18 protein-coding genes, 1 pseudogene and 1 other annotated feature are annotated in these 20,565 nt (G+C 57.6%); of the genes and pseudogenes, 7 read left to right on the forward strand and 12 right to left on the reverse strand.

Going from position 1 to position 20,565, the window contains the following annotated elements; genetic code table 11:
* Positions 1–5: 5 nt before the first annotated feature.
* The 3 genes from lapB to pgpB all read right to left on the reverse strand — a co-directional run bounded on the left by lapB (position 6) and on the right by pgpB (position 2,402).
* Positions 6–1,175: a lipopolysaccharide assembly protein LapB gene (lapB, locus tag AFK65_RS11000; RefSeq protein ID WP_007698323.1), complete on the reverse strand. Its 1,170-nt coding sequence runs from the start codon at positions 1,173–1,175 to the stop codon at positions 6–8.
* Between the two features lie 6 nt (positions 1,176–1,181).
* Positions 1,182–1,490: a LapA family protein gene (locus AFK65_RS11005; protein WP_007698324.1), complete on the reverse strand. Its 309-nt coding sequence runs from the start codon at positions 1,488–1,490 to the stop codon at positions 1,182–1,184.
* A gap of 147 nt (positions 1,491–1,637) precedes the next feature.
* On the reverse strand, positions 1,638–2,402 hold the full coding sequence (gene pgpB, locus AFK65_RS11010) for a phosphatidylglycerophosphatase B (RefSeq protein ID WP_007698325.1): 765 nt from the start codon (positions 2,400–2,402) through the stop codon (positions 1,638–1,640).
* Between the two features lie 199 nt (positions 2,403–2,601).
* Here pgpB and ribA point away from each other — a divergent pair, with 199 nt between their 5' ends.
* A complete protein-coding gene (ribA, locus tag AFK65_RS11015) occupies positions 2,602–3,195 on the forward strand; it encodes a GTP cyclohydrolase II (protein ID WP_038857040.1) in 594 nt (197 codons plus the stop codon).
* Positions 3,196–3,255: 60 nt separating this feature from the next.
* Here ribA and acnA read toward each other — a convergent pair whose 3' ends face one another.
* From acnA to topA, 5 genes are all read right to left on the reverse strand, one after another.
* On the reverse strand, positions 3,256–5,931 hold the full coding sequence (gene acnA / locus AFK65_RS11020) for an aconitate hydratase AcnA (RefSeq protein ID WP_007698329.1): 2,676 nt from the start codon (positions 5,929–5,931) through the stop codon (positions 3,256–3,258).
* A 166-nt stretch (positions 5,932–6,097) separates the two neighbouring features.
* A complete protein-coding gene (ymiC, locus tag AFK65_RS22240) occupies positions 6,098–6,196 on the reverse strand; it encodes a small membrane protein YmiC (protein ID WP_226993417.1) in 99 nt (32 codons plus the stop codon).
* Positions 6,197–6,525: 329 nt separating this feature from the next.
* On the reverse strand, positions 6,526–6,654 hold the full coding sequence (locus tag AFK65_RS21050) for a YmiA family putative membrane protein (RefSeq protein WP_007775505.1): 129 nt from the start codon (positions 6,652–6,654) through the stop codon (positions 6,526–6,528).
* A gap of 355 nt (positions 6,655–7,009) precedes the next feature.
* A complete protein-coding gene (gene cysB, locus AFK65_RS11025; protein WP_007698334.1) occupies positions 7,010–7,984 on the reverse strand; it encodes an HTH-type transcriptional regulator CysB in 975 nt (324 codons plus the stop codon).
* Between the two features lie 184 nt (positions 7,985–8,168).
* Positions 8,169–10,766, reverse strand: coding sequence for a type I DNA topoisomerase (topA, locus tag AFK65_RS11030; protein WP_032805444.1), 2,598 nt, complete (start codon positions 10,764–10,766; stop codon positions 8,169–8,171).
* A gap of 400 nt (positions 10,767–11,166) precedes the next feature.
* Between topA and AFK65_RS11035 the strand changes: the two genes are divergently transcribed.
* A complete protein-coding gene (locus AFK65_RS11035) occupies positions 11,167–11,418 on the forward strand; it encodes a YciN family protein (RefSeq protein WP_007698338.1) in 252 nt (83 codons plus the stop codon).
* Between the two features lie 80 nt (positions 11,419–11,498).
* Here the strand turns inward: AFK65_RS11035 and sohB are convergent, their stop codons facing one another.
* On the reverse strand, positions 11,499–12,548 hold the full coding sequence (sohB, locus tag AFK65_RS11040; protein WP_038857038.1) for a protease SohB: 1,050 nt from the start codon (positions 12,546–12,548) through the stop codon (positions 11,499–11,501).
* Between the two features lie 258 nt (positions 12,549–12,806).
* Here sohB and AFK65_RS11045 point away from each other — a divergent pair, with 258 nt between their 5' ends.
* Both AFK65_RS11045 and cobO read left to right on the forward strand, forming a co-directional pair.
* The gene (locus tag AFK65_RS11045) at positions 12,807–13,568 is read left to right on the forward strand and encodes a YciK family oxidoreductase (protein ID WP_038857037.1); all 762 of its coding nucleotides are present in this window, start codon (positions 12,807–12,809) and stop codon (positions 13,566–13,568) included.
* On the forward strand, positions 13,565–14,155 hold the full coding sequence (cobO, locus tag AFK65_RS11050) for a cob(I)yrinic acid a,c-diamide adenosyltransferase (RefSeq protein ID WP_007698369.1): 591 nt from the start codon (positions 13,565–13,567) through the stop codon (positions 14,153–14,155). The genes AFK65_RS11045 and cobO overlap by 4 nt, the downstream gene beginning before the upstream one ends.
* A 489-nt stretch (positions 14,156–14,644) precedes the next feature.
* Here the strand turns inward: cobO and rluB are convergent.
* The 3 genes and pseudogenes from rluB to rnm form a co-directional block, all read right to left on the reverse strand.
* Positions 14,645–15,517, reverse strand: a pseudogene (gene rluB / locus AFK65_RS11055) (23S rRNA pseudouridine(2605) synthase RluB); the annotation flags it as partial.
* Between the two features lie 114 nt (positions 15,518–15,631).
* Positions 15,632–16,252, reverse strand: a complete 621-nt coding sequence (locus tag AFK65_RS11060; RefSeq protein WP_007681357.1) for an L-threonylcarbamoyladenylate synthase — start codon at positions 16,250–16,252, stop codon at positions 15,632–15,634.
* Positions 16,249–17,127 (reverse strand): RNase RNM, encoded by an 879-nt coding sequence (rnm, locus tag AFK65_RS11065; RefSeq protein WP_007698371.1) that lies wholly within the window; start codon positions 17,125–17,127, stop codon positions 16,249–16,251. Before rnm ends, AFK65_RS11060 begins: the two co-directional genes overlap by 4 nt.
* 139 nt (positions 17,128–17,266) lie before the next feature.
* Between rnm and trpL the strand changes: the two genes are divergently transcribed.
* The 3 genes from trpL (at position 17,267) to trpD (ending at position 20,562) form a co-directional block, all read left to right on the forward strand.
* Positions 17,267–17,311, forward strand: a complete 45-nt coding sequence (trpL, locus tag AFK65_RS22435) for a trp operon leader peptide (protein ID WP_108463469.1) — start codon at positions 17,267–17,269, stop codon at positions 17,309–17,311.
* Positions 17,288–17,380: a sequence feature (Trp leader region), on the forward strand. Its footprint overlaps the gene before it by 24 nt.
* A gap of 24 nt (positions 17,381–17,404) precedes the next feature.
* Positions 17,405–18,967, forward strand: coding sequence for an anthranilate synthase component 1 (locus AFK65_RS11070; protein WP_038857033.1), 1,563 nt, complete (start codon positions 17,405–17,407; stop codon positions 18,965–18,967).
* On the forward strand, positions 18,967–20,562 hold the full coding sequence (gene trpD, locus AFK65_RS11075) for a bifunctional anthranilate synthase glutamate amidotransferase component TrpG/anthranilate phosphoribosyltransferase TrpD (protein ID WP_038857030.1): 1,596 nt from the start codon (positions 18,967–18,969) through the stop codon (positions 20,560–20,562). The genes AFK65_RS11070 and trpD overlap by 1 nt, the downstream gene beginning before the upstream one ends.
* Positions 20,563–20,565 lie beyond the last annotated feature (3 nt).

Consider the following 20,565-nt stretch of genomic DNA (forward strand, 5'->3'; position numbering starts at 1 on the left):
ATAAATTACTGGCCGTCAAGGCCGCGGATAGGCTTAATCGTCGACCAGGCGCGGCACGACGGGCAGTGCCAGTAGAGCGTGAAAGCGGTAAAGCCGCACTTCTGGCAGCGATAGCGCGGCTTGGTGCGCACCTGTTCGCCCACCATATCGCGCAGCACCATCAGGCTCTCTTTCGCGCGCCCTTCTTCCGCCTCGTGCAGATGGTAATCCATCAGCCGGTGAAAGACGCGCATGGTCGGGTGGCGCTGTAGCTGGCGCGTGATATAGACCTGCGCGCTGTCCGCGCCTTCGCGTTGCTCAAGCACCTGCGCAAGCATCAGTTCCGCTTCGGCGCCGGTGTTTTCTTCCACGCAGCGTTTAAGGAATTCGGCCCATTCGTCGGGTTTACCGAGCTGCTGATAGCAGACCTGGAGCATCTCCAGCGTTTCGCTCACCAGTTCGCGATCCTGGCTGATGACTTTCTCCAGCGTCTCGACGGCGTGCGCATAATCGCCGCGCGTCATAAAAATGCGCCCCATCATAATGGAGACGCGCGCGCTGTTGCGATCCGCCGACGCGCCCTTTTTCAGGAGCGACATGGCGCGATCCATATCTTCATTGCTCATCGCCTGGAGCGCCAGCTCGCAGTAAAAATGGGCGATTTCGACGCGCTGATGCTCTTTGCCGAGCTTAACCAGCCGTTCGGCGGCATCGATGGCTTTCTGCCAGTCGCTGGTGGCCTGATAGATTTGCAGCAGTTGCTGAAGCGCGCCGATGCGGAAATCGGTTTCGTCCACCAACTGGTTGAACATGTCTTCGGCGCGATCGTAGAGCCCGGCGGCCATGTAATCGCGGCCGAGCTGCTGAACGGCGAGCAGGCGCTGATCGTAGGTGAGCGACGCGCTTTCCATCAGCGACTGGTGAATGCGGATAGCCCGGTCCACCTCGCCGCGCGAGCGGAAGAGGTTACCAAGCGTCAGGTGGGCTTCAACGGTGCCGGTATCTTCCTTGAGCATTTCAAGGAACAGATCCACCGCTTTATCCTGCTGATTGGACAGCAGAAAGTTCACGCCTGCGACGTAATCGCGTGACAGACGGTTCGCTTCCTGCTCTTTGTCCTGTTGCGCACTTCTGCGGCCCATGTACCAGCCATACGCAGCGGCGACAGGCAACAGCAGAAACAACAACTCCAGCATAGAGGGTTAATCCTTAACAGCAGGCGCGGCGGCGTTTGCCGGAACCGGCTCTGCGGGCGCGAGTTGCTGCTCAAGGCGTTTCACTTTACGTTCGGCGCGCGCCAGTTGCAGGCGAACACGCAGCCAGAACAGTCCACAGATGATCCAGCCGATGATAAAACCTGCGCCGAATAAGGTCGCCAGCAGCGTAGAGATCCGATAGTCGCCCTGCGCCAGCAGGAAGTTAAAGGTGACCTGTTGATCGTTTTGCGCGCCCAGCGTGACGGAAACGACGAAAATCGCTAATACCACTAAAAAAATAATCAGATATTTCACATGACATCCCGTATGTGTTTTGTGCGACCAATGTCCCGGCCTCGGCTCAACGCGCTATACGTTATCATTTCCACCCTTTGCGTGAAATGATAAAGCGCCGGGACATCCTTTATAAATAGGGGCGGAACGGCGAAACTCAAGCCGCCGTCACTCTTCTGTCTCGCGCCGGGCGATTTCCACTTTCTCTTCCACCGGCGGCGTAAGCGGGCCACAGAGACGCTGCGCAAGCCAGGCGGCGATGGTCACCAGCAACCAGGAGAGCAGCGTGGCGACCACCAGATCCCGCGGCCAGTGCATGCCGAGCAGCATTCGGCTGCCCATCACGCCGACGGCCCAGAGCGTCAGCACCGCAAGCGTAATGGTTCGCCTGCGCGGCCAGAGCAGCCCGAATCCCAGCATCGCCCAGCTTGCGGCAAACATGGTGTGCCCGGACGGAAACGCGAATCCGGTCTCTTTTTGCCAGTGTTTGCGCAGCCAGGCCGGGATATCGGTTTCGTTCTGCAACTGCGCTTTCACCAGCGCCCCTCTTTCCTTGCGCTTTAAATTGTAGAACTCGTCAACCGGGATGTTACGGTTTTTTTCAAGCCAGATAACAAACGGGCGCGGTTCCTGAACTTTTTCTTTAATCAGCGACTTAGACCACTGCCCCGCCATAATGACGACGCCCAGAATCGCAAACAGCATCAGCGCCGGACGCAGCCGAAAACGCAGACACCACAAGAACCAGCCGCACAGCAAAACGTGAGTAATGATGCCCCAAGGCTGAGTGACCGTTTCTGTCATCCAGAACAGCGCCTTAAGCCACAGCGAGCCGCCGCCCGGTTGCCACTGCCAGCCTGAGATCCAGACGGTCAAGGGCATGATGAGCAACAGCGCGGCGCCGACCGCGGTTCGTTTCGCAATTGCCAGCATGTTCTCTCCTTTTTCCTGAAGTCCTTCAAGAATAACCGAAAATCGCGCATGGCAGGATAGTTAACTATTGATGCGATTGATATTGAGAGCACGACTGAGTGAGGCGAACCCTGCCGGGATGTGGCAAAATAGTGAATAACGACAGAAAGCCAACAGACTGGCAGGCGCCTGCGGGCGTTCATAATATCCGGAGAATCACATGCAGCTTAAACGTGTGGCAGAAGCCAAACTGCCAACCCCATGGGGCGATTTCCTGATGGTGGGTTTTGAAGAACTGGCCACCGGACAGGATCACGTAGCCCTGGTATTTGGTGATATTACCGGTGCGGATCCGGTGCTGGCGCGCGTCCACTCTGAGTGTCTGACCGGCGACGCGCTGTTCAGCCTGCGCTGCGATTGCGGCTTCCAGCTGGAAGCGGCGCTGTCGCACATTGCGGAAGCCGGGCGCGGCGTGCTCCTCTATCATCGCCAGGAGGGGCGCAACATCGGTCTGCTGAATAAAATCCGCGCCTATGCCTTGCAGGATCAGGGCTACGATACCGTTGAAGCGAACCACCAGCTCGGCTTTGCCGCCGACGAGCGCGATTTCACGCTGTGCGCGGATATGTTTAAGCTGCTGGGCGTGGATGAAGTGCGCCTGCTGACCAATAACCCGCGCAAGGTTGAAATTTTGACCGAAGCGGGGATTAATATCGTCGAGCGCGTGCCGCTTATCGTCGGGCGTAACCCGAAAAACGAGCACTATCTCGATACCAAAGCCGCCAAGATGGGGCATCTGCTCTCCGGTAACTAACCGGCGTCATAAAAAAGGCCTGCAAACGCAGGCCTTTTTGTTGCACCGTATGCCTCGTCTTTAGCGCAGCATGTTACGGATGACGTAGTGCAGAATACCGTCGTTACGGTAATAGGTCATCTCATTACCGGTATCGATGCGGCAGAGGCACTCCAGTATTTCGGTTGAGCCATCGGCACGCGTCAGCGTGACCGGCACCGTGCCGCCCGGCGTAAGCGACTGCAGATTACCGATATCCAGCGTCTCGTCGCCGGTCAGTCCCAGCGTTTTGCGCGTCACGCCCTGCGGGAATTCCAGCGGCAGGATCCCCATCCCGATCAGGTTAGAGCGGTGGATTCGCTCAAACGACTCGGCAATCACCACGCGAATACCGAGCAGACGCGGGCCTTTGGCCGCCCAGTCGCGGCTGGAGCCCGAGCCGTACTCTTTCCCGGCGATGACCGCAAGCGGCGTTCCCTGCTCCTGGTAACGCATGGCGGCATCGTAAATCGACATCACCTCGTTACCCGGAATAAGACGCGTCATGCCGCCTTCCACGCCCGGTACCATTTCGTTACGAATGCGAATATTGGCGAAAGTGCCGCGCATCATCACTTCATGGTTGCCGCGTCGCGAGCCGTAGGAGTTAAAGTCGGCGCGCTCCACCCCATGACTTTGCAGATAACGCCCGGCGGGGCTGTCCGCCTTGATGCTGCCCGCCGGCGAGATATGGTCGGTGGTGACGGAATCGCCCAGCATCGCGAGAATGCGCGCGCCGTGGATATCCTGCACTGGCGCCGGCTCGGAAAGCATCTCATCGAAAAATGGCGACAGGCGAATATAGGTGGAGTCGTTCTGCCAGTCGTAGGTGTCTGACGCCTGAACCTGAATGGAACGCCACTCTTCGGTTCCTTCAAAAACTTCCGCGTACTCCTTGCGAAACATATCGGTGGAGACTTCCTGCACCGCCCGGGCGATCTCCTGACCAGTCGGCCAGATATCCTTCAGATAGACCGGATCGCCTTTGCGATCGTGGCCAAGAGGATCGGTCGCGAGGTTAATATTCATATTCCCCGCCAGCGCATACGCCACCACCAGCGGCGGCGACGCCAGCCAGTTGGTTTTCACCAGCGGGTGAATGCGCCCTTCAAAGTTACGGTTGCCCGAAAGCACCGCGCCAACCGTCAGATCGCCTTTTTTAATCGCCTGCTCGATAGGCTCCGGCAACGGCCCGGAGTTACCAATACAGGTGGTGCAGCCATACCCGACCAGGTTAAAGCCCAGTTCGTCGAGCCACGGGGTCAGCTTCGCATGAGCCAGATAATCGGAGACGACTTTTGAGCCGGGCGCCAGCGACGCTTTCACCCACGGCTGCCGCTTAAGCCCCAACTGCACGGCTTTTTTCGCCAGCAGGCCCGCCGCCATCAGCACGCTCGGGTTAGAAGTGTTAGTACAGGAGGTAATCGCGGCAATCACCACTGCGCCGTCCGGCAGTTCATACTGATGCCCGTTCAGCGTATACCCAATCGAGTGCAGATCTTTTTTCGGCGAATTAACTTCAAGCTCAGTACTGGCGGCGAAGGCCTTCGGCACGTCGCCCAGACTTACGCGATCCTGCGGACGTTTCGGCCCGGCGATACTGGCTTCTACGGTGCCCATGTCAAGCTCAAGCGTGCTGGTAAACACCGGCTCGTCGCCAGGGTTACGCCACATGCCCTGCGCTTTGGCATACGCCTCTACCAGCGCCACCTGCTCTTCGCTGCGTCCGCTCAGACGTAAATAGCCCAGCGTCACATCATCAATCGGGAAAAAGCCGCAGGTCGCGCCATATTCCGGCGCCATGTTGGCAATCGTCGCGCGGTCTGCCAGCGGGAGCGTATCCAGCCCGTCGCCAAAGAATTCGACAAATTTTCCGACCACGCCATGTTTACGCAGCATTTGCGTGACCGTCAGCACCAGGTCGGTAGCGGTAATGCCTTCGCTGAGCTTGCCGGTGAGACGAAAACCGACGACATCCGGGATCAGCATCGATACGGGCTGGCCGAGCATCGCCGCTTCGGCTTCGATACCGCCGACGCCCCAGCCGAGCACGCCAAGGCCGTTAATCATCGTGGTGTGGGAGTCTGTGCCGACGAGCGTATCGGGATAAGCCACCATCACGCCATCCTGGAGTTCGCTCCAGACGGTTTTACCCAGATACTCAAGGTTAACCTGGTGACAGATGCCGGTGCCCGGCGGGACCACGCTGAAGCGACTGAACGCCTGCTGGCCCCAGCGCAGGAACGCATAACGCTCGTGGTTGCGCTCCATCTCCAGGCGCACATTCTCTTCAAACGCATTATCGTCGCCGAAGTGGTCGACAGTCACAGAGTGGTCGATGACCAGATCGACCGATGAGAGCGGGTTCACTTTCGAGACGTCTCCACCGAGACGCTTCACCGCTTCGCGCATGGCCGCGAGATCCACCACCGCCGGAACGCCGGTGAAATCCTGCATCAATACACGCGCAGGACGATACGCGATTTCGCGATCGGCATGCGCGTTTTCAAGCCAGCCCGCCAGCGCCTGGATATCTTCAAGCGTGACGGTCTCGCCATCCTGCCAGCGCAGCAGGTTTTCAAGTAACACTTTCAGTGATTTGGGTAACCGCGCGATATCGCCCAACTCCCGGGCGGCTTTCGGCAGGCTGTAGTAGTGATAGGTTTTATCCTGCGCCTGTAATGTATCCTTGCTGGCTTCGCGTAGGGTCGACGACATAGCTCCTCCTTCAGTCCTGAGATAGCGATGCCCCGATTGTTATCAGGGTCTGTATTAAAGATAACACAAACATGTCGTAACGATTTGATAACAACCCGAATCGCTAAAAGTGAAGGAGAAGAGAGGGGAAAAACAAAGCGCCCGGCTGGAGCCGGGCGCAGAGGAATCAGTGAGCAAGCATCCAGACAAGCTGACACCAGAACAAGGAGGAAACTGTAAATACGCCAATCCATGACCAGTATTTGAGCGTGAGCTGATTATTCATACCTGTTACACCAATAATTAATACCGTTGATCAATCTGGCGCTTGCCAGCGTTGTAAAGATTGCTGTGTGTAATTTTTCTCGCTGTGTTTACAACGAGAACAGATAAATTTAGGTTAAATTAAATTCTTGTTTTTTATTATCAACGCCATTCAGCGTTTATTGTTTTTGTGATCGTCTTCAGAAAATAAAGCGATAAAATCTTGTTGCTCTTTTGTTAGCTTCCAGCCTGTCGGAAGGGTCAAAAAACCCCCTTTTGAGCTGTTTTCGTGCCTGTCATCTGGTTGACATATTGGCGAGCGAGTGAAAGCGTGCTGTTGTAAAGCCATGCTTAACCCCAAAATGTCCACACCAGAAGCGCAATCCCAATCCAGAACAGGGTTGAGATGCCGAACACCGCCAGCCACGCTTTACGCTTAAGATCGGGATCTCTTTGCGAATCGTCGCTTTCTGATGGCATTGCTAACCTCGTACAATCGACATTGCTTATCATATGGACACCAAACAATTGGCAGAAGTAATCATCAGTTGAGATAAATCCTAAATAAAAACCAGCCAAAAATCCAGCACCTTTACGATCATTTTTGGAGAAAATATTCAATCTTTTGACGTGAAATAAATTATTGAAGTTGTGAATTTGCGTAGCTGAGAATTATTTCCTACTTTTGTCGTGACGAGACGACACCTTATCCGCATCTTCTGTATGGATAAGCGCGATAATAATTTCACTTAGTACGAATGATTATGTTTTTAATTTGAATAAAGAAGGGGAAAATCAGCGTACCTTTGCACCAGTGGAAAGGTACGCGCAGGGATTATTTGGCAGGTAATTTGATATCTTTAAACATCGCTTCAATATCTTCATTCGAACGCAGCGCTACCGCGGCATCCACCACATCACGCGTTAAATGCGGCGCAAAACGCTGAATAAAATCATACATGTAACTACGCAGGAAAGTACTGCGGCGAAAACCAATCTTTGTGGTGCTGTGGCTGAAAATGTCATGCGCGTCGAGACGCACGAGGTCCGGATCAGAGACCGGATCCACGGCCATGCTGGCAATCACCCCTACCCCTAACCCTAATCTGACGTAAGTTTTGATCACATCGGCATCGGTGGCGGTAAAAACAATACGTGGCGTCAGTCCGGCCCGATTAAACGCGGTATCGAGTTCCGAGCGGCCCGTAAAGCCGAAGGTGTATGTGACCAGCGGATATTGCGCCAGCTCCTCAATATTCACGCTCTCCCTGGACGCCAGCGGATGATCAGGCGTGACGACTATCGAGCGGTTCCAGTGGTAGCACGGCAGCATCACCAGATCATCATAGAGATGCAGCGCTTCGGTCGCGATAGCGAAATCTGCGTTGCCTTTGGAGACCGCTTCAGCAATCTGCGTGGGAGACCCCTGATGCATATGCAGCGACACGCGCGGGTAACGCTCGATAAAGCCTTTAATCACCCCAGGCAGCGCGTAACGCGCCTGTGTATGCGTGGTGGCGACATACAGCGAGCCTTTATCAGGCCATGTGTGCTCGCCCGCCACCGATTTAATTGCATCGACTTTGGAGAGGACTTCGCGTGCGATACGGATAATTTCCTGGCCGGCGGGCGTCACCTGCGTCAGATGTTTGCCGCTGCGGGCAAATATCTGAATTCCCAGTTCATCTTCCAGCATACGCACCTGCTTACTGATGCCGGGCTGCGACGTATAAAGCCCTTCCGCCGTAGATGAGACATTCAGGTTATGGTTCACCACCTCAACGATATAGCGTAACTGCTGTAGTTTCATAACTGACCATCCAGAATCAGCGCCTGCGCGCAGGCTTAAGACGATTTGATAATAAAAAAGGAAGATACTATAACCGGGCAGGCTTTTATAGCTTATGTGTATAGTTCAGTGAAAAAAATAATAAGGTCGTTATAAACGCAAAAAGGCCAGCTCAGGCTGGCCTTTGTTTTTGCACGCGTCAGGCTTACTTTTTGCCTTCGGCCCACTTGCCGTCAACATAAAACGCTGACCAGCCGGTGGCTTTCCCGTCTTTCTCAGACGCCACGTACTGCTGTTTGGTTTTACGGCTGAAGCGAACCACCGCCGGGTTGCCTTCCGGATCCTGCGCAGGCGCATCCGCCAGATAACGCAGTTTTTCCGGCAGACGATCGCGGAAGCGTTGCAGCTCTTCCACCAGCGGCGCGCGGGTTTCACGCGATTTCGGGAAGGTGTTCGCCGCCAGGAACACGCCAGCAGCGCCGTCACGCAGGACGAAGTAAGCATCCGACTTCTCGCACGGCAATTCTGGCAGCGGCACCGGATCTTCCTTCGGCGGCGCAACTTCGCCGTTACGCAGGATCTTACGGGTGTTTTTACAGTCGTCGTTGGTGCAGGCCATGTACTTACCGAAACGCCCCATCTTCAGGTGCATTTCAGAACCGCATTTCTCACACTCAACCACCGGGCCGTCATAACCCTTGATGCGGAATTCGCCCTCTTCGACTTCGTAGCCGTCGCAGGTCGGGTTGTTGCCGCACACATGCAGTTTGCGCTTCGGATCGATGAGGTAGCTGTCCATCGCCGTACCGCACTTCTGGCAGCGACGTTTGGCGCGCAGCGCGTTGGTTTCCGCGTCGTCGCCTTCCAGCACGTTCAGCACTTCGTTTTCCGGCACCAGGTTAATGGTGGTTTTGCAGCGCTCTTTCGGCGACAGCGCGTAACCGGAGCAGCCCAGAAATACGCCTGTGCTGGCCGTGCGGATGCCCATCGGGCGGCCGCAGGTCGGGCAATCGATGCTGGTCAGCACCATCTGGTTCGGGCGCATACCGCCTTCTTCAGGATCTTTTTCGGCGGTATCCAGCTGTCTTGAGAAATCGTCGAAGAAGGTGTCCAGCACCGCGCGCCACTCAGCCTCATGGTTGGCCACCTGATCGAGCGAATCTTCCATCTGCGCGGTGAAGTCGAAGTTCATCAGCTCAGGGAAATTTTCTTCCAGACGATCGGTGACGATTTCACCCATTTTTTCAGCATAGAAGCGACGGTTCTCCACACGCACATAACCGCGATCCTGAATGGTCGAGATAATAGACGCATAGGTAGACGGACGGCCGATACCGCGTTTTTCGAGCTCTTTCACCAGCGACGCTTCGCTAAAGCGCGCAGGCGGCTTGGTGAAGTGCTGCGCAGGCGTCAGTTCAACCAGAGAAAGTTTATCGCCCTGATTCACGGCTGGCAGCGTGCGGTCTTCATCGCCCTTACGCAGCGCCGGCATCACTCTGGTCCAGCCGTCGAAGCGCAGGATGCGGCCGCGCGCTTTAAGGCGGAAATCGCCTGCGGCGACGGTCAGCGTCGTGGAATCGTACTGCGCTGGCGTCATCTGACAGGCGACGAACTGGCGCCAGATCAGCTGATAGAGTTTCTGCGCGTCGTTCTCCATATCCTTCAGCGATTCCGCCAGCACGCTGACGTCCGAAGGACGAATCGCTTCGTGCGCTTCCTGAGAGTTCTCTTTGCTGGCGTACTGGTTCGGGTTCTCCGGCAGATATTTCTTGCCGAATTCCTCGCCGATGTAGCTACGCACCATGCTGACCGCGTCCTGACTCAGGTTGGTGGAGTCGGTACGCATATAAGTGATGTACCCTGCTTCGTAGAGACGCTGGGCCATCATCATGGTTTTCTTCACGCCAAAGCCCAGACGGGTGCTCGCCGCCTGCTGGAGCGTGGAGGTAATAAAAGGCGCGCCCGGTTTGCTGCTGGTCGGCTTATCTTCACGCTCGATAACCTGATAGCTCGCCGCTTTCAGCAACGCTACCGCCGCTTCGGTATCCTGACGGTTTACCGGGCGGAACGGTTTATCTTTGTGATGCGTAACCTGTACGCTGAGCTGATCGCTTTTCGGCGTTGAGAGCAGCGCGTCCACTTCCCAGAATTCTTCCGGCACAAACGCTTTGATTTCACGCTCGCGCTCGACCACCAGACGCACCGCCACGGACTGCACGCGGCCTGCGGACAGCCCACGGGCGATTTTTTTCCACAGCAGCGGGGAGACCATATACCCCACCACGCGGTCCATAAAGCGGCGCGCCTGCTGCGCGTTGACGCGATCGATATTCAGCTCGCCCGGCTTTTCAAACGCCTGGCGGATCGCATTTTTGGTAATCTCGTTAAACACCACGCGGCTGTAGCGCGTCTCATCGCCGCCGATCACTTCCCGCAGGTGCCAGGCGATGGCTTCCCCTTCGCGGTCAAGGTCGGTTGCGAGATAGATATGGTCTGCTTTTTCAGCCAGCGATTTCAGCTCGGAAACCACTTTCTCTTTGCCGGGCAGCACTTCGTATTGCGCTTCCCAGTTATGCCAGGGATCGACGCCCATGCGATTGACTAACGCGCCGCGTTCATCTTTTTTGACTTTTTTAGCCGGTTTCGTCGGGGCGGATTCAGCGCTTTTTTTAGGGGCGGAGCCACTGGTCGGCAAATCCCGGATGTGACCGACGCTGGATTTCACCACGTAGTCTTTACCGAGATATTTGTTGATCGTTTTGGCTTTTGCCGGGGACTCAACGATGACGAGAGCTTTACCCATATTCACCTTTACCTGATTTGATTCTTCCAGAATACGTCGCACGTTGATTCGCCGTCACTGGCGACAAGCCTCGTATATTGTGGCCATCGCAAAGCTTATCAACCCCTTAATCCATCACCAGGCGCGGTTCACGCTACTACCGGTGGCTGAGTCGTCAGGTTTATCGTGCAAATGCGCTACAGCACGACGGAAGTTCGGTCGAATGTCAAGCAATTCTGTTGCCAGATTTGCGAAAGCGTCACACTCTACCTGATAAAATTCGTTACGCAACTTTATTAGCATGCAAAAGTGATTAACGCCACCAGCGAACCTTTTTGAAAAGCCCTTTGAACCGCAGGGAAAATTTGCCCATGACACCCAGTGAGACGTACACTATCCCCCTGTCAGTAAGGAGATGATTATGCAAGAGATAACTCAGCCTATCGATCGCGCCACGCTGCTGGCGCAGGCCAATAAAATGATCCGCGAGCATGAAGACTATATTGCCGGTATGGTGGCCACCGACGTTGAGCAAAAAAATGGCGTACTCGTCTTTCGCGGCGAATATTTTATGGACGAACAAGGCTTGCCAACGGCGAAAACCACGGCGGTATTTAATATGTTTAAATACCTGGCGCATCAGCTTTCCGAGAAATATCACCTGCTGCCTTAAAAGCGCTCGCGACGTTGATGACAGCGTCATCATGAAGCCAGAAAAAAAGCGAGGTTTGACGCCTCGCTTTTTTATTTGCCTTACAGCAGCGGTTTCTGTCCACGCTGCCACCAGCGCAACAGCAGGCGATCCAGGCTCTGCGCGGCGCTGCCGGTAAAGCGGTCCATCAGCCGTTTACGCTGCAGATAACGCAGGCTGACGACCTCACGCTCCTGCATGCGCGCAATGATCAGATCGTCGCTGGTGCTGATTTCGTCCACCAGACCTTTCTCTTTAGCCTGCACACCATACCAGTGCTCGCCGGTCGCGACCGCTTCAATATCCAGCGAAGGACGCATGCTGTGCACAAATTCTTTGAAGAGATGGTGCGTTTCGTTGAGGTCTTCGCGGAATTTCTCACGCCCCTCTTCGGTGTTCTCGCCAAGCAGCGTCAGCGTGCGCTTGTACTGCCCGGCGGTGTGCAGTTCGATATCGATATCGTTGCGCTTCAGCAGGCGGTTGAAGTTCGGGATCTGCGCGACCACGCCGATTGAGCCGATGATGGCGAACGGCGCCGCCACGATGTTATTCGCCACGCAGGCCATCATATACCCGCCGCTGGCGGCGACTTTATCGACCGCGATAGTCAACGGGATCTGGCGCTCGCGCAGGCGCTGGAGTTGCGATGCGGCAAGCCCGTAACCGTGCACTACGCCGCCTGGGCTTTCCAGGCGCAGCAGGACTTCATCGGCAGGTTTTGCGACAGCCAGCACGGCGGTCACTTCTTCACGCAGCGCGCTGACTTCATGGGCATCGATACTGCCTTTAAAGTCGAGCACATAGAGCGTGGGTTTGCCGGCAGGCGCCGCTTCGCCGCGCTTTGCGCGCGCTTTAGCGGCTTTCGCCTCCAGCTTGTTTTTCTTTTTCTGGTTCTTATGCCACTGCTTGTGCTGATGAGGCTCGAGGAGCGCGGCAGCCACCTCTTCCTTCATTTCTTTATAGTCTTCTCCGAGCCGCGTGACGCGTAGCTCGCCGCGCTGGGCTTTTTTCCGCTGCGTCAGGTTGGCGATAAGCGCGATGACGATAGCGATCGCCACGACGACCGTGACGATTTTGGCTAAAAACAGTCCATACTCTGCAAGTAAATTCACTTCTCCACCTTTTATTCAGGCATGACTCGGGCGTTAGTGTAACTGAGCCCCGGGCTCGCGTCTTGTAACAAAGCGAAACTGTGCGAGACCTCTCGCTGAAGATTTCTTTACCGATGAAACAGTTGCAAATGAGGTTGCGACAGCGCAACCCTCCCGCCGCCCGATTGAAATACGCGAAGGATTAAGGCATAAAGCGTTTTTACCCGATGCGAAGCGAAGCCTGGCGGCACGCCGTTTCGCCCCTGCAAGGAGTGACCCGTGCACTATCAACCTCAACGCGATTTGCTGCAAAACCGAATCATTCTTGTCACCGGCGCCAGCGACGGCATTGGCCGCGAGGCGGCGCTGACTTACGCCCGTTACGGCGCGCACGTCCTGCTACTTGGGCGCAGCGAAGAGAAACTGCGCGGCGTCGCCCGTGAAATCGAACAGGAAGGCCTTGCCCGGGCGCACTGGTTTACCCTGGATTACGCCACCGCGACCCCCGAAGCGTGCCAGCGTCTTGCTGAGGCAATCGGCGAACAGGTACCTCGCCTCGACGGCGTGCTGCATAACGCGGGCGTGCTCGGCGACATCGTTCCGATGGATCAGCAAAATCCGGCGGTCTGGAGCGAAGTGATGCAGGTGAACGTTAACGTCACCTTCTTTTTAACGCAGGCGCTGTTGCCGTTGCTGCTGAAATCAGAGGCCGGCTCGCTGGTGTTCACCACCTCAAGCGTCGGTCGTCAGGGCCGGGCTAACTGGGGCGCTTACGCCGTCTCAAAATTCGCGACCGAAGGCATGATGCAGGTGCTCGCCGAAGAATATCAAAGCCGCCAGTTGCGCGTGAACTGCATCAATCCTGGCGGCACGCGCACTAAAATGCGCGCCAGCGCGTTCCCGACCGAAGATCCCGATAAGCTGAAAACACCGGCCGATCTCATGCCGCTCTACCTGTGGCTGATGGGCGACGACAGCCGCCGGAAAACCGGTATTAGCTTTGACGTCCAGCCAGGACGTAAACCGGGGATAGCCGAATGAGCGATGAACGTTACCAGCAGCGCCAGCAGCGCGTGAAAGAGAAAGTCGAAGCGCGCGTCGCGGCCGCCCAGGATGAGCGCGGCATCGTGATCGTCTTTACCGGCAACGGCAAGGGCAAAACCACCGCCGCTTTCGGCACCGTCACGCGCGCGGTCGGCCACGGCAAAAAAGCGGCGGTCATACAGTTTATCAAAGGTGAATGGCCGAACGGCGAGCGCAACCTGCTGGAGCCGCACGGCGTTGAGTTTCAGGTGATGGCGACCGGTTTTACCTGGGACACGCAGAACCGTGAAAGCGATACCGCGGCCTGTCAGGCCGTGTGGCAGCATGGCAAACGGATGCTGGCTGACGCCTCGCTCGATCTCGTGGTGCTGGATGAGCTCACCTATATGGTGGCTTATGATTATCTGGCGCTGGAGGACGTGCTGACGGCGCTGCGTGAGCGCCCGGCGCATCAGACGGTGATTATTACCGGTCGCGGTTGCCACCGCGATATCCTGGACTATGCCGATACGGTGAGCGAGCTGCGCCCGGTGAAACACGCCTTTGACGCAGGCATTAAAGCGCAGATCGGTATCGATTATTAACGCGCACTTTGATTCGCTGCCATAAAAAAACCACCTGCATAGCAGGTGGCATTGATAACGCCCCGTAGGGCGTACTCAAAGCCCTGACAAAAAATCTCGACCTGTTCTGAAAGATTTAAATCCAAAGACGATAAGGCAAAGCCAAAACCTGTTGCTGACCCCCTTCACAGGAGGTGGTGTTCATGCAGGGATAAAAAAGGCGGGTGCGCTCACGCTTACCCGCCCTACATAAAAAAACGCCCTCATCAGAGGGCGTTTTTCTTAGTTGCCGCGACCGCCGCCGGAGCGACGGTTACCGCCGCTGTTCGGCCGACCGCTGCTGCTGCCTGGACGGCCACTACCGCTGTTCGGACGACCGCTGCCGGTGGCGCGAGCGCCGCCCGGACGCGCATTACCGCTGGCGCGCGAGGTGTTATTACCCGCGCGGCTATTTTCTGCGGGACGCGCGCTGCCTGCCGGACGCGCAGCGCCCGCCTGCCCCTGGCCCTGGCCCTGACGCGCTGGCGCGCCCTGACGTGAGGCGCCCGCCGTCTGGCTGTGGCGTTTCACGGCACGACGAATCTGATTCGCCTTCATGCGGCGACGATCTTTCTCCACCGCCACTTTGCTTGCAGTTTCCGGCTCAAGACCCACCAGCTCGCGCAGGTAGTTGGTCTGCGCCAGATCAAGCTCGGTCCAGCCGCCGCGCGGCAGGCCTTTCGGCAGCGGGATATCGCCGTAACGCACGCGAATAAGGCGGCTTACCTGCACGCCGACCGCTTCCCAGAGGCGACGCACTTCACGGTTGCGCCCTTCGGTCAGCGTCACGTTGTACCACTGGTTGATGCCTTCGCCGCCGCTAAAACGAATGGTTTTAAACGCCGCCGGGCCGTCTTCAAGCTGAACGCCGCGCGCCAGTTCGCGAACTTTATTGTCATCCACCTGGCCGAACACGCGCACCGCATACTCGCGCTCAACTTCCTGGCTCGGGTGCATCAGGCGGTTCGCCAGTTCACCATCGGTGGTAAACAGCAGCAGGCCGCAGGTGTTCACGTCAAGACGTCCTACCGCAATCCAGCGCGCGCCGCGCAGTTTCGGCAGACGATCAAAGACGGTCGGACGGCCTTCCGGATCGCTGCGCGTACACAGCTCGCCTTCCGGTTTGTAATAGGCCAGTACGCGGCAAATCTGCTCTACAGACTCTTTTACCGAGATGAGATGGCCGTCGATACGAATTTTCAGCGCGGGCGTGACGTCAACGCGATCGCCTAAGGTGGCGATTTTGCCATCGACACTGACGCGACCGGCTTCGATCATGGCTTCGATTTCACGGCGGGAGCCATGACCGGCTCGCGCCAGCACTTTTTGTAACTTTTCGCTCATGGAGCTTCCTTCAGGTGTCGCCTTCCCAGGCGTCGAACAGGATAACCGGGCTGGGGCGCGCCAGCATGTGACCGCCCCCCGATTTCAGGCCGCGTAGTATAGCGGTAAGCCCTCTTACAGGAAAGGCTTAACGTCGCCCACGCCCTCACGCAGCACGACCGGCGCATCGTCAGTCAGATCGACCACCGTGGTGGGCTGCTGGCCGAGATAACCGCCATGAATAATCAAATCCACCTGCTTTTCCAGGCGGTCTTTAATTTCATCCGGATCGGATTCGGTAAACTCGCTCCCCGGCAGCATCAGCGATGTCGAGAGCATCGGCTCATCGAGCGCCTCAAGGAGCGCGAGCGCAATCGGGTTTGACGGCACGCGCAGCCCGATGGTTTTACGCTTCTCCTGCAACAGACGGCGCGGCACCTCTTTCGTCCCTTTAAGAATAAACGTGTAGTTGCCCGGCGTGTTGTTTTTGATAAGACGGAACGCGACGTTATCGACATACGAATAGGTCGACAGCTCCGAGAGATCGCGGCACATCAGCGTGAAGTTATGGCCGTCCGGTAGATCGCGGATGCGGCAGATGCGCTCCATCGCGCCTTTATCTTCGAGCTTACAACCAAGCGCATAGCCGGAGTCGGTCGGATAAACGATAACGCCGCCTTTACGCACGATCTCCACCGCCTGTTTGATAAGACGCGGCTGCGGGTTGTCCGGATGGATATAGAAAAATTGACTCATACTGCCCTCTCTTTACTCAGTTCCGGCGGCCAGCGGTGCCAGACGGGCGTTAACCCTTCCGGCAGCCGTAGCCTGCGGCCCAGTTCAATCCACGGGCACGGCTGATGAAAATCAGAGCCCTGCGACGCCAGCAGACCAAACTGCCCGGCGTAGCTTGCCAGCTGGTTGCGCTCATTGGGCGCCTGCTGGCACTGGGCCACTTCCATCGCGTCGCCGCCCGCCGCAGCGAACTGGTTTAACAGGCGCTTAAGCCATTTAGCGCTGAGCTGATAGCGTCCGGGATGGGCTATCACCGCCTGTCCGCCAGAATGATGAATCACATCAATAGCTTGTTCTATTGTACACCACTGGGGAGGAACGTAACCGGTTTTCCCGCGCGCCAGATAGTGTTTGAAGACGTTCGCCATGTTGGTGGCGCGTCCGTCCTCAATGAGAAAACGCGCGAAATGCCCGCGGGTGACGACGCCGCCGTCCGCCAGACGCCGCGCGCCTTCCAGCGCCCCCGGAATGCGCGCTTTCTCCAGCCGCTCGGCGATCATCTCGGCGCGCTGCATGCGGCGCTGCGCCTGACCGTTGAGAAACGCGACCATTTCAGGGTGCGTAATGTCAATGCCCAGTCCGACGATATGAATTTCGTGGTTTTCCCAGAGCGTGGAAATTTCGACGCCGTCAATGAGCCGCAGCGCCAGGCCCGCGCGTTCAATTTCCTGGTGCGCGGCCGGCAGGCCCGTCGTGGTGTCGTGATCGGTTATCGCGAGCGTATGAATGCCCATTTCAACGGCGCGGTGTACCAGTTGTTCTGGAGTCAGCAGGCCGTCAGATGCCGTTGTATGGCTGTGCAGATCGTAAATAATGGCTAATTCAGGTTCGCTCAAAACGGCTCCCGTGGCTATGGTCTTTTATATCGTCCTCTTCATCATAACGGTTTGTGGAAATTATCAAAAATCAGTGTTGACATTCTCGCCATGAACCAGTTAACTAGTACGCAAGTTCACACGAAGAAGGTATCTGATAATGACTCACATTTTTTCTCTGCATGGCTGGTGGCGTACCTCCTGATCCCGGGCGGTGTCTTCACGTATGCGCAAGCAATCAGATACCAGGCCCGCTCACCGCGGGCTTTTTTTTGAACACAAAACAGAGATACAGACCATGCAAACAGACAAACCGGCACTCGAACTGCTTACCTGCGACGGCCTTTATCGCGAAAACCCGACCGCGGTGTTCCATCAGCTCTGCGGCGACCGCCCGGCGACGCTACTGCTGGAATCAGCGGATATCGACAGCAAAGACGATCTGAAAAGCCTGCTGCTGGTGGACAGCGCGCTGCGCATCACCGCCTTTGGTGACACTGTCACGGTTGAGGCGCTGAGCGCCAATGGCGCGTCCCTGCTTGCGCTGCTGGATAACGCCCTGCCGGAGACGGTCACCGTTGAAACCCGCCCGCAGGGACGCACGCTGCGCTTCCCGCCGGTGAGCGCGCTGCTGGACGAAGATGAACGTCTGCGTTCGCTGTCGGTGTTTGACGCGTTCCGCCTGTTGCAGGAGCTGGTGACGCTGCCGCAGGACGAGCGCGAAGCGATGTTCTTCGGCGGGCTGTTTGCCTATGACCTGGTCGCCGGGTTTGAAGAGCTGCCGCCGCTTGCGCACAACAATAGCTGCCCGGATTACTGCTTTTATCTCGCCGAAACGCTGCTGATTATCGATCACCAGACGCGCACCACCCGCATTCAGGCGAGCCTGTTTACGCCGGATGACGCGGAAAAAGCCCGCCTGAACCAGCGCCTCGCGCAGATCCAACTGCAACTCCAGGAGCCGCCCGCGCCGCTGCCGGTAGAAAGCGTGCCGCAGATGCAGTGCGAATGCAGCCAGAGCGATGAAGAGTACGGCGCAGTCGTGCGCGAGATGCAAAAGGCGATTCGCGCTGGCGAGATTTTTCAGGTGGTGCCGTCGCGCCGCTTCAGCCTGCCCTGCCCGTCGCCGCTCGCGGCCTATGACACGCTGAAAAAGAGCAACCCCAGCCCCTATATGTTTTTCATGCAGGACAGCGATTTCGCGCTCTTCGGCGCGTCGCCGGAAAGCTCGCTGAAATATGACGCGCAGTCCCGCCAGATTGAAATCTACCCGATAGCCGGCACCCGCCCGCGCGGCCGCCGTGCGGACGGCTCGCTGGACCGCGATCTCGACAGCCGCATTGAGCTTGAAATGCGCACCGACCATAAAGAGCTCTCAGAACACCTGATGCTGGTGGATCTGGCGCGCAACGATCTGGCGCGTATCTGTACGCCGGGCAGCCGCTATGTGGCGGATTTAACCAAAGTGGACCGCTATTCGTTCGTTATGCATCTGGTCTCCCGCGTGGTCGGCGAACTGCGCCGCGATCTCGATGTGCTGCACGCCTACCGCGCCTGCATGAATATGGGCACGCTGAGCGGCGCGCCGAAAGTGCGCGCGATGCAGCTTATCGCGCAAGCGGAAGGCCAGCGTCGCGGCAGCTACGGCGGCGCGGTCGGGTATTTCACCGCTCATGGCGATCTCGATACCTGCATTGTGATCCGCTCGGCGTGGGTGGAGAACGGCATCGCCACGGTACAGGCGGGCGCGGGCGTGGTGCTCGACTCCGTCCCGCAATCCGAAGCTGACGAAACCCGTAATAAAGCCCGCGCGGTACTACGCGCCATCGCCGCTGCCCATCACGCACAGGAGACTTTCTGATGGCCGACATTCTGCTGCTCGATAATATCGACTCCTTTACCTACAACCTGGCGGATCAGCTGCGCGCGAACGGGCATAACGTGGTTATCTACCGTAACCATATCCCGGCACAGACGCTGATTGAGCGCCTCGCCACCATGGACAACCCGGTGCTGATGCTTTCACCCGGCCCCGGCGCGCCGTCAGACGCGGGCTGTATGCCGGAGCTGTTAACCCGCCTGCGCGGCAAACTGCCGATTATCGGCATCTGCCTTGGCCATCAGGCTATCGTCGAAGCCTACGGCGGCTATGTCGGCCAGGCGGGCGAAATTCTGCATGGCAAAGCCTCCAGCATTGAACATGACGGCCAGGCGATGTTCAGCGGTCTGATGAATCCGCTGCCGGTGGCGCGCTACCACTCGCTGGTGGGCAGCGATATTCCGGCCGGGCTGACGGTGAACGCGCACTTTAACGGCATGGTGATGGCCGTGCGTCACGACGCCGATCGCGTCTGCGGTTTTCAGTTTCACCCGGAATCGATTCTGACCACGCAAGGCGCTCGCCTGCTGGAGCAGACGCTCGCCTGGGCGCTGACCCGCGCCGAGCAGCAAAACAGCGTCCAGCCGATCCTGGAAAAACTCTATCAGGCCGAGGTGCTGAGCCGCGAGGAGAGCCACCAGCTTTTCAGCGCGGTGGTGCGCGGCGAGCTGAAACCCGAACAACTGGCCGCCGCGCTGGTGAGTATGAAAGTGCGCGGCGAACATCCGGTTGAGATTGCCGGAGCCGCCAGCGCCCTGCTGGAAAACGCCGCGCCGTTCCCGCGCCCGGATTACGCCTTTGCGGATATCGTCGGCACCGGCGGCGACGGCAGCAACAGTATTAATATCTCCACCGCCAGCGCCTTTGTGGCCGCCGCGGTGGGGCTGAAAGTCGCCAAGCATGGCAACCGCAGCGTCTCCAGCCGCTCGGGGTCGTCGGATCTGCTGGCCGCGTTCGGTATTAATCTTGAGATGAACGCCGACGCGTCGCGCAAGGCGCTGGATGAACTCGGCGTCTGCTTTCTGTTCGCGCCGAAATACCACACCGGGTTTCGTCACGCCATGCCGGTGCGCCAGCAGCTGAAAACCCGCACGCTGTTTAACGTGCTGGGGCCGCTGATTAACCCGGCGCATCCGCCGCTGGCGCTGATTGGCGTCTATAGCCCGGAACTGGTGCTGCCGATTGCCGAAACGCTGCGGGTGCTGGGCTATCAGCGCGCGGCCGTGGTGCACAGCGGCGGTATGGATGAGGTGTCGCTGCACGCGCCGACGCAAGTGGCGGAGCTGCGCGACGGTGAGATCCGCAGCTATCAGCTTCTGGCTGCGGATTTCGGCCTTGAGCCCTACGAGCAGGCGGATCTGGCTGGCGGCACGCCGGAAGAAAACCGTGACATTCTCAGCCGCCTGTTACAAGGTAAAGGCGAGCGTGCTCACGAGGCCGCCGTGGCCGCCAATGTCGCCATGCTGATGCGTCTGCACGGCGAAGAGGATTTACAGGCCAACGCACGTAAAGTGCTGGCGGTGTTGCGCAGCGGCGCCGCTTATGACCGTGTTACCGCACTGGCAGCAAGAGGATAAGAG

Origin of the sequence: Cronobacter universalis NCTC 9529, assembly GCF_001277175.1 — a bacterium.
GTDB classification, from domain to species: domain Bacteria; phylum Pseudomonadota; class Gammaproteobacteria; order Enterobacterales; family Enterobacteriaceae; genus Cronobacter; species Cronobacter universalis.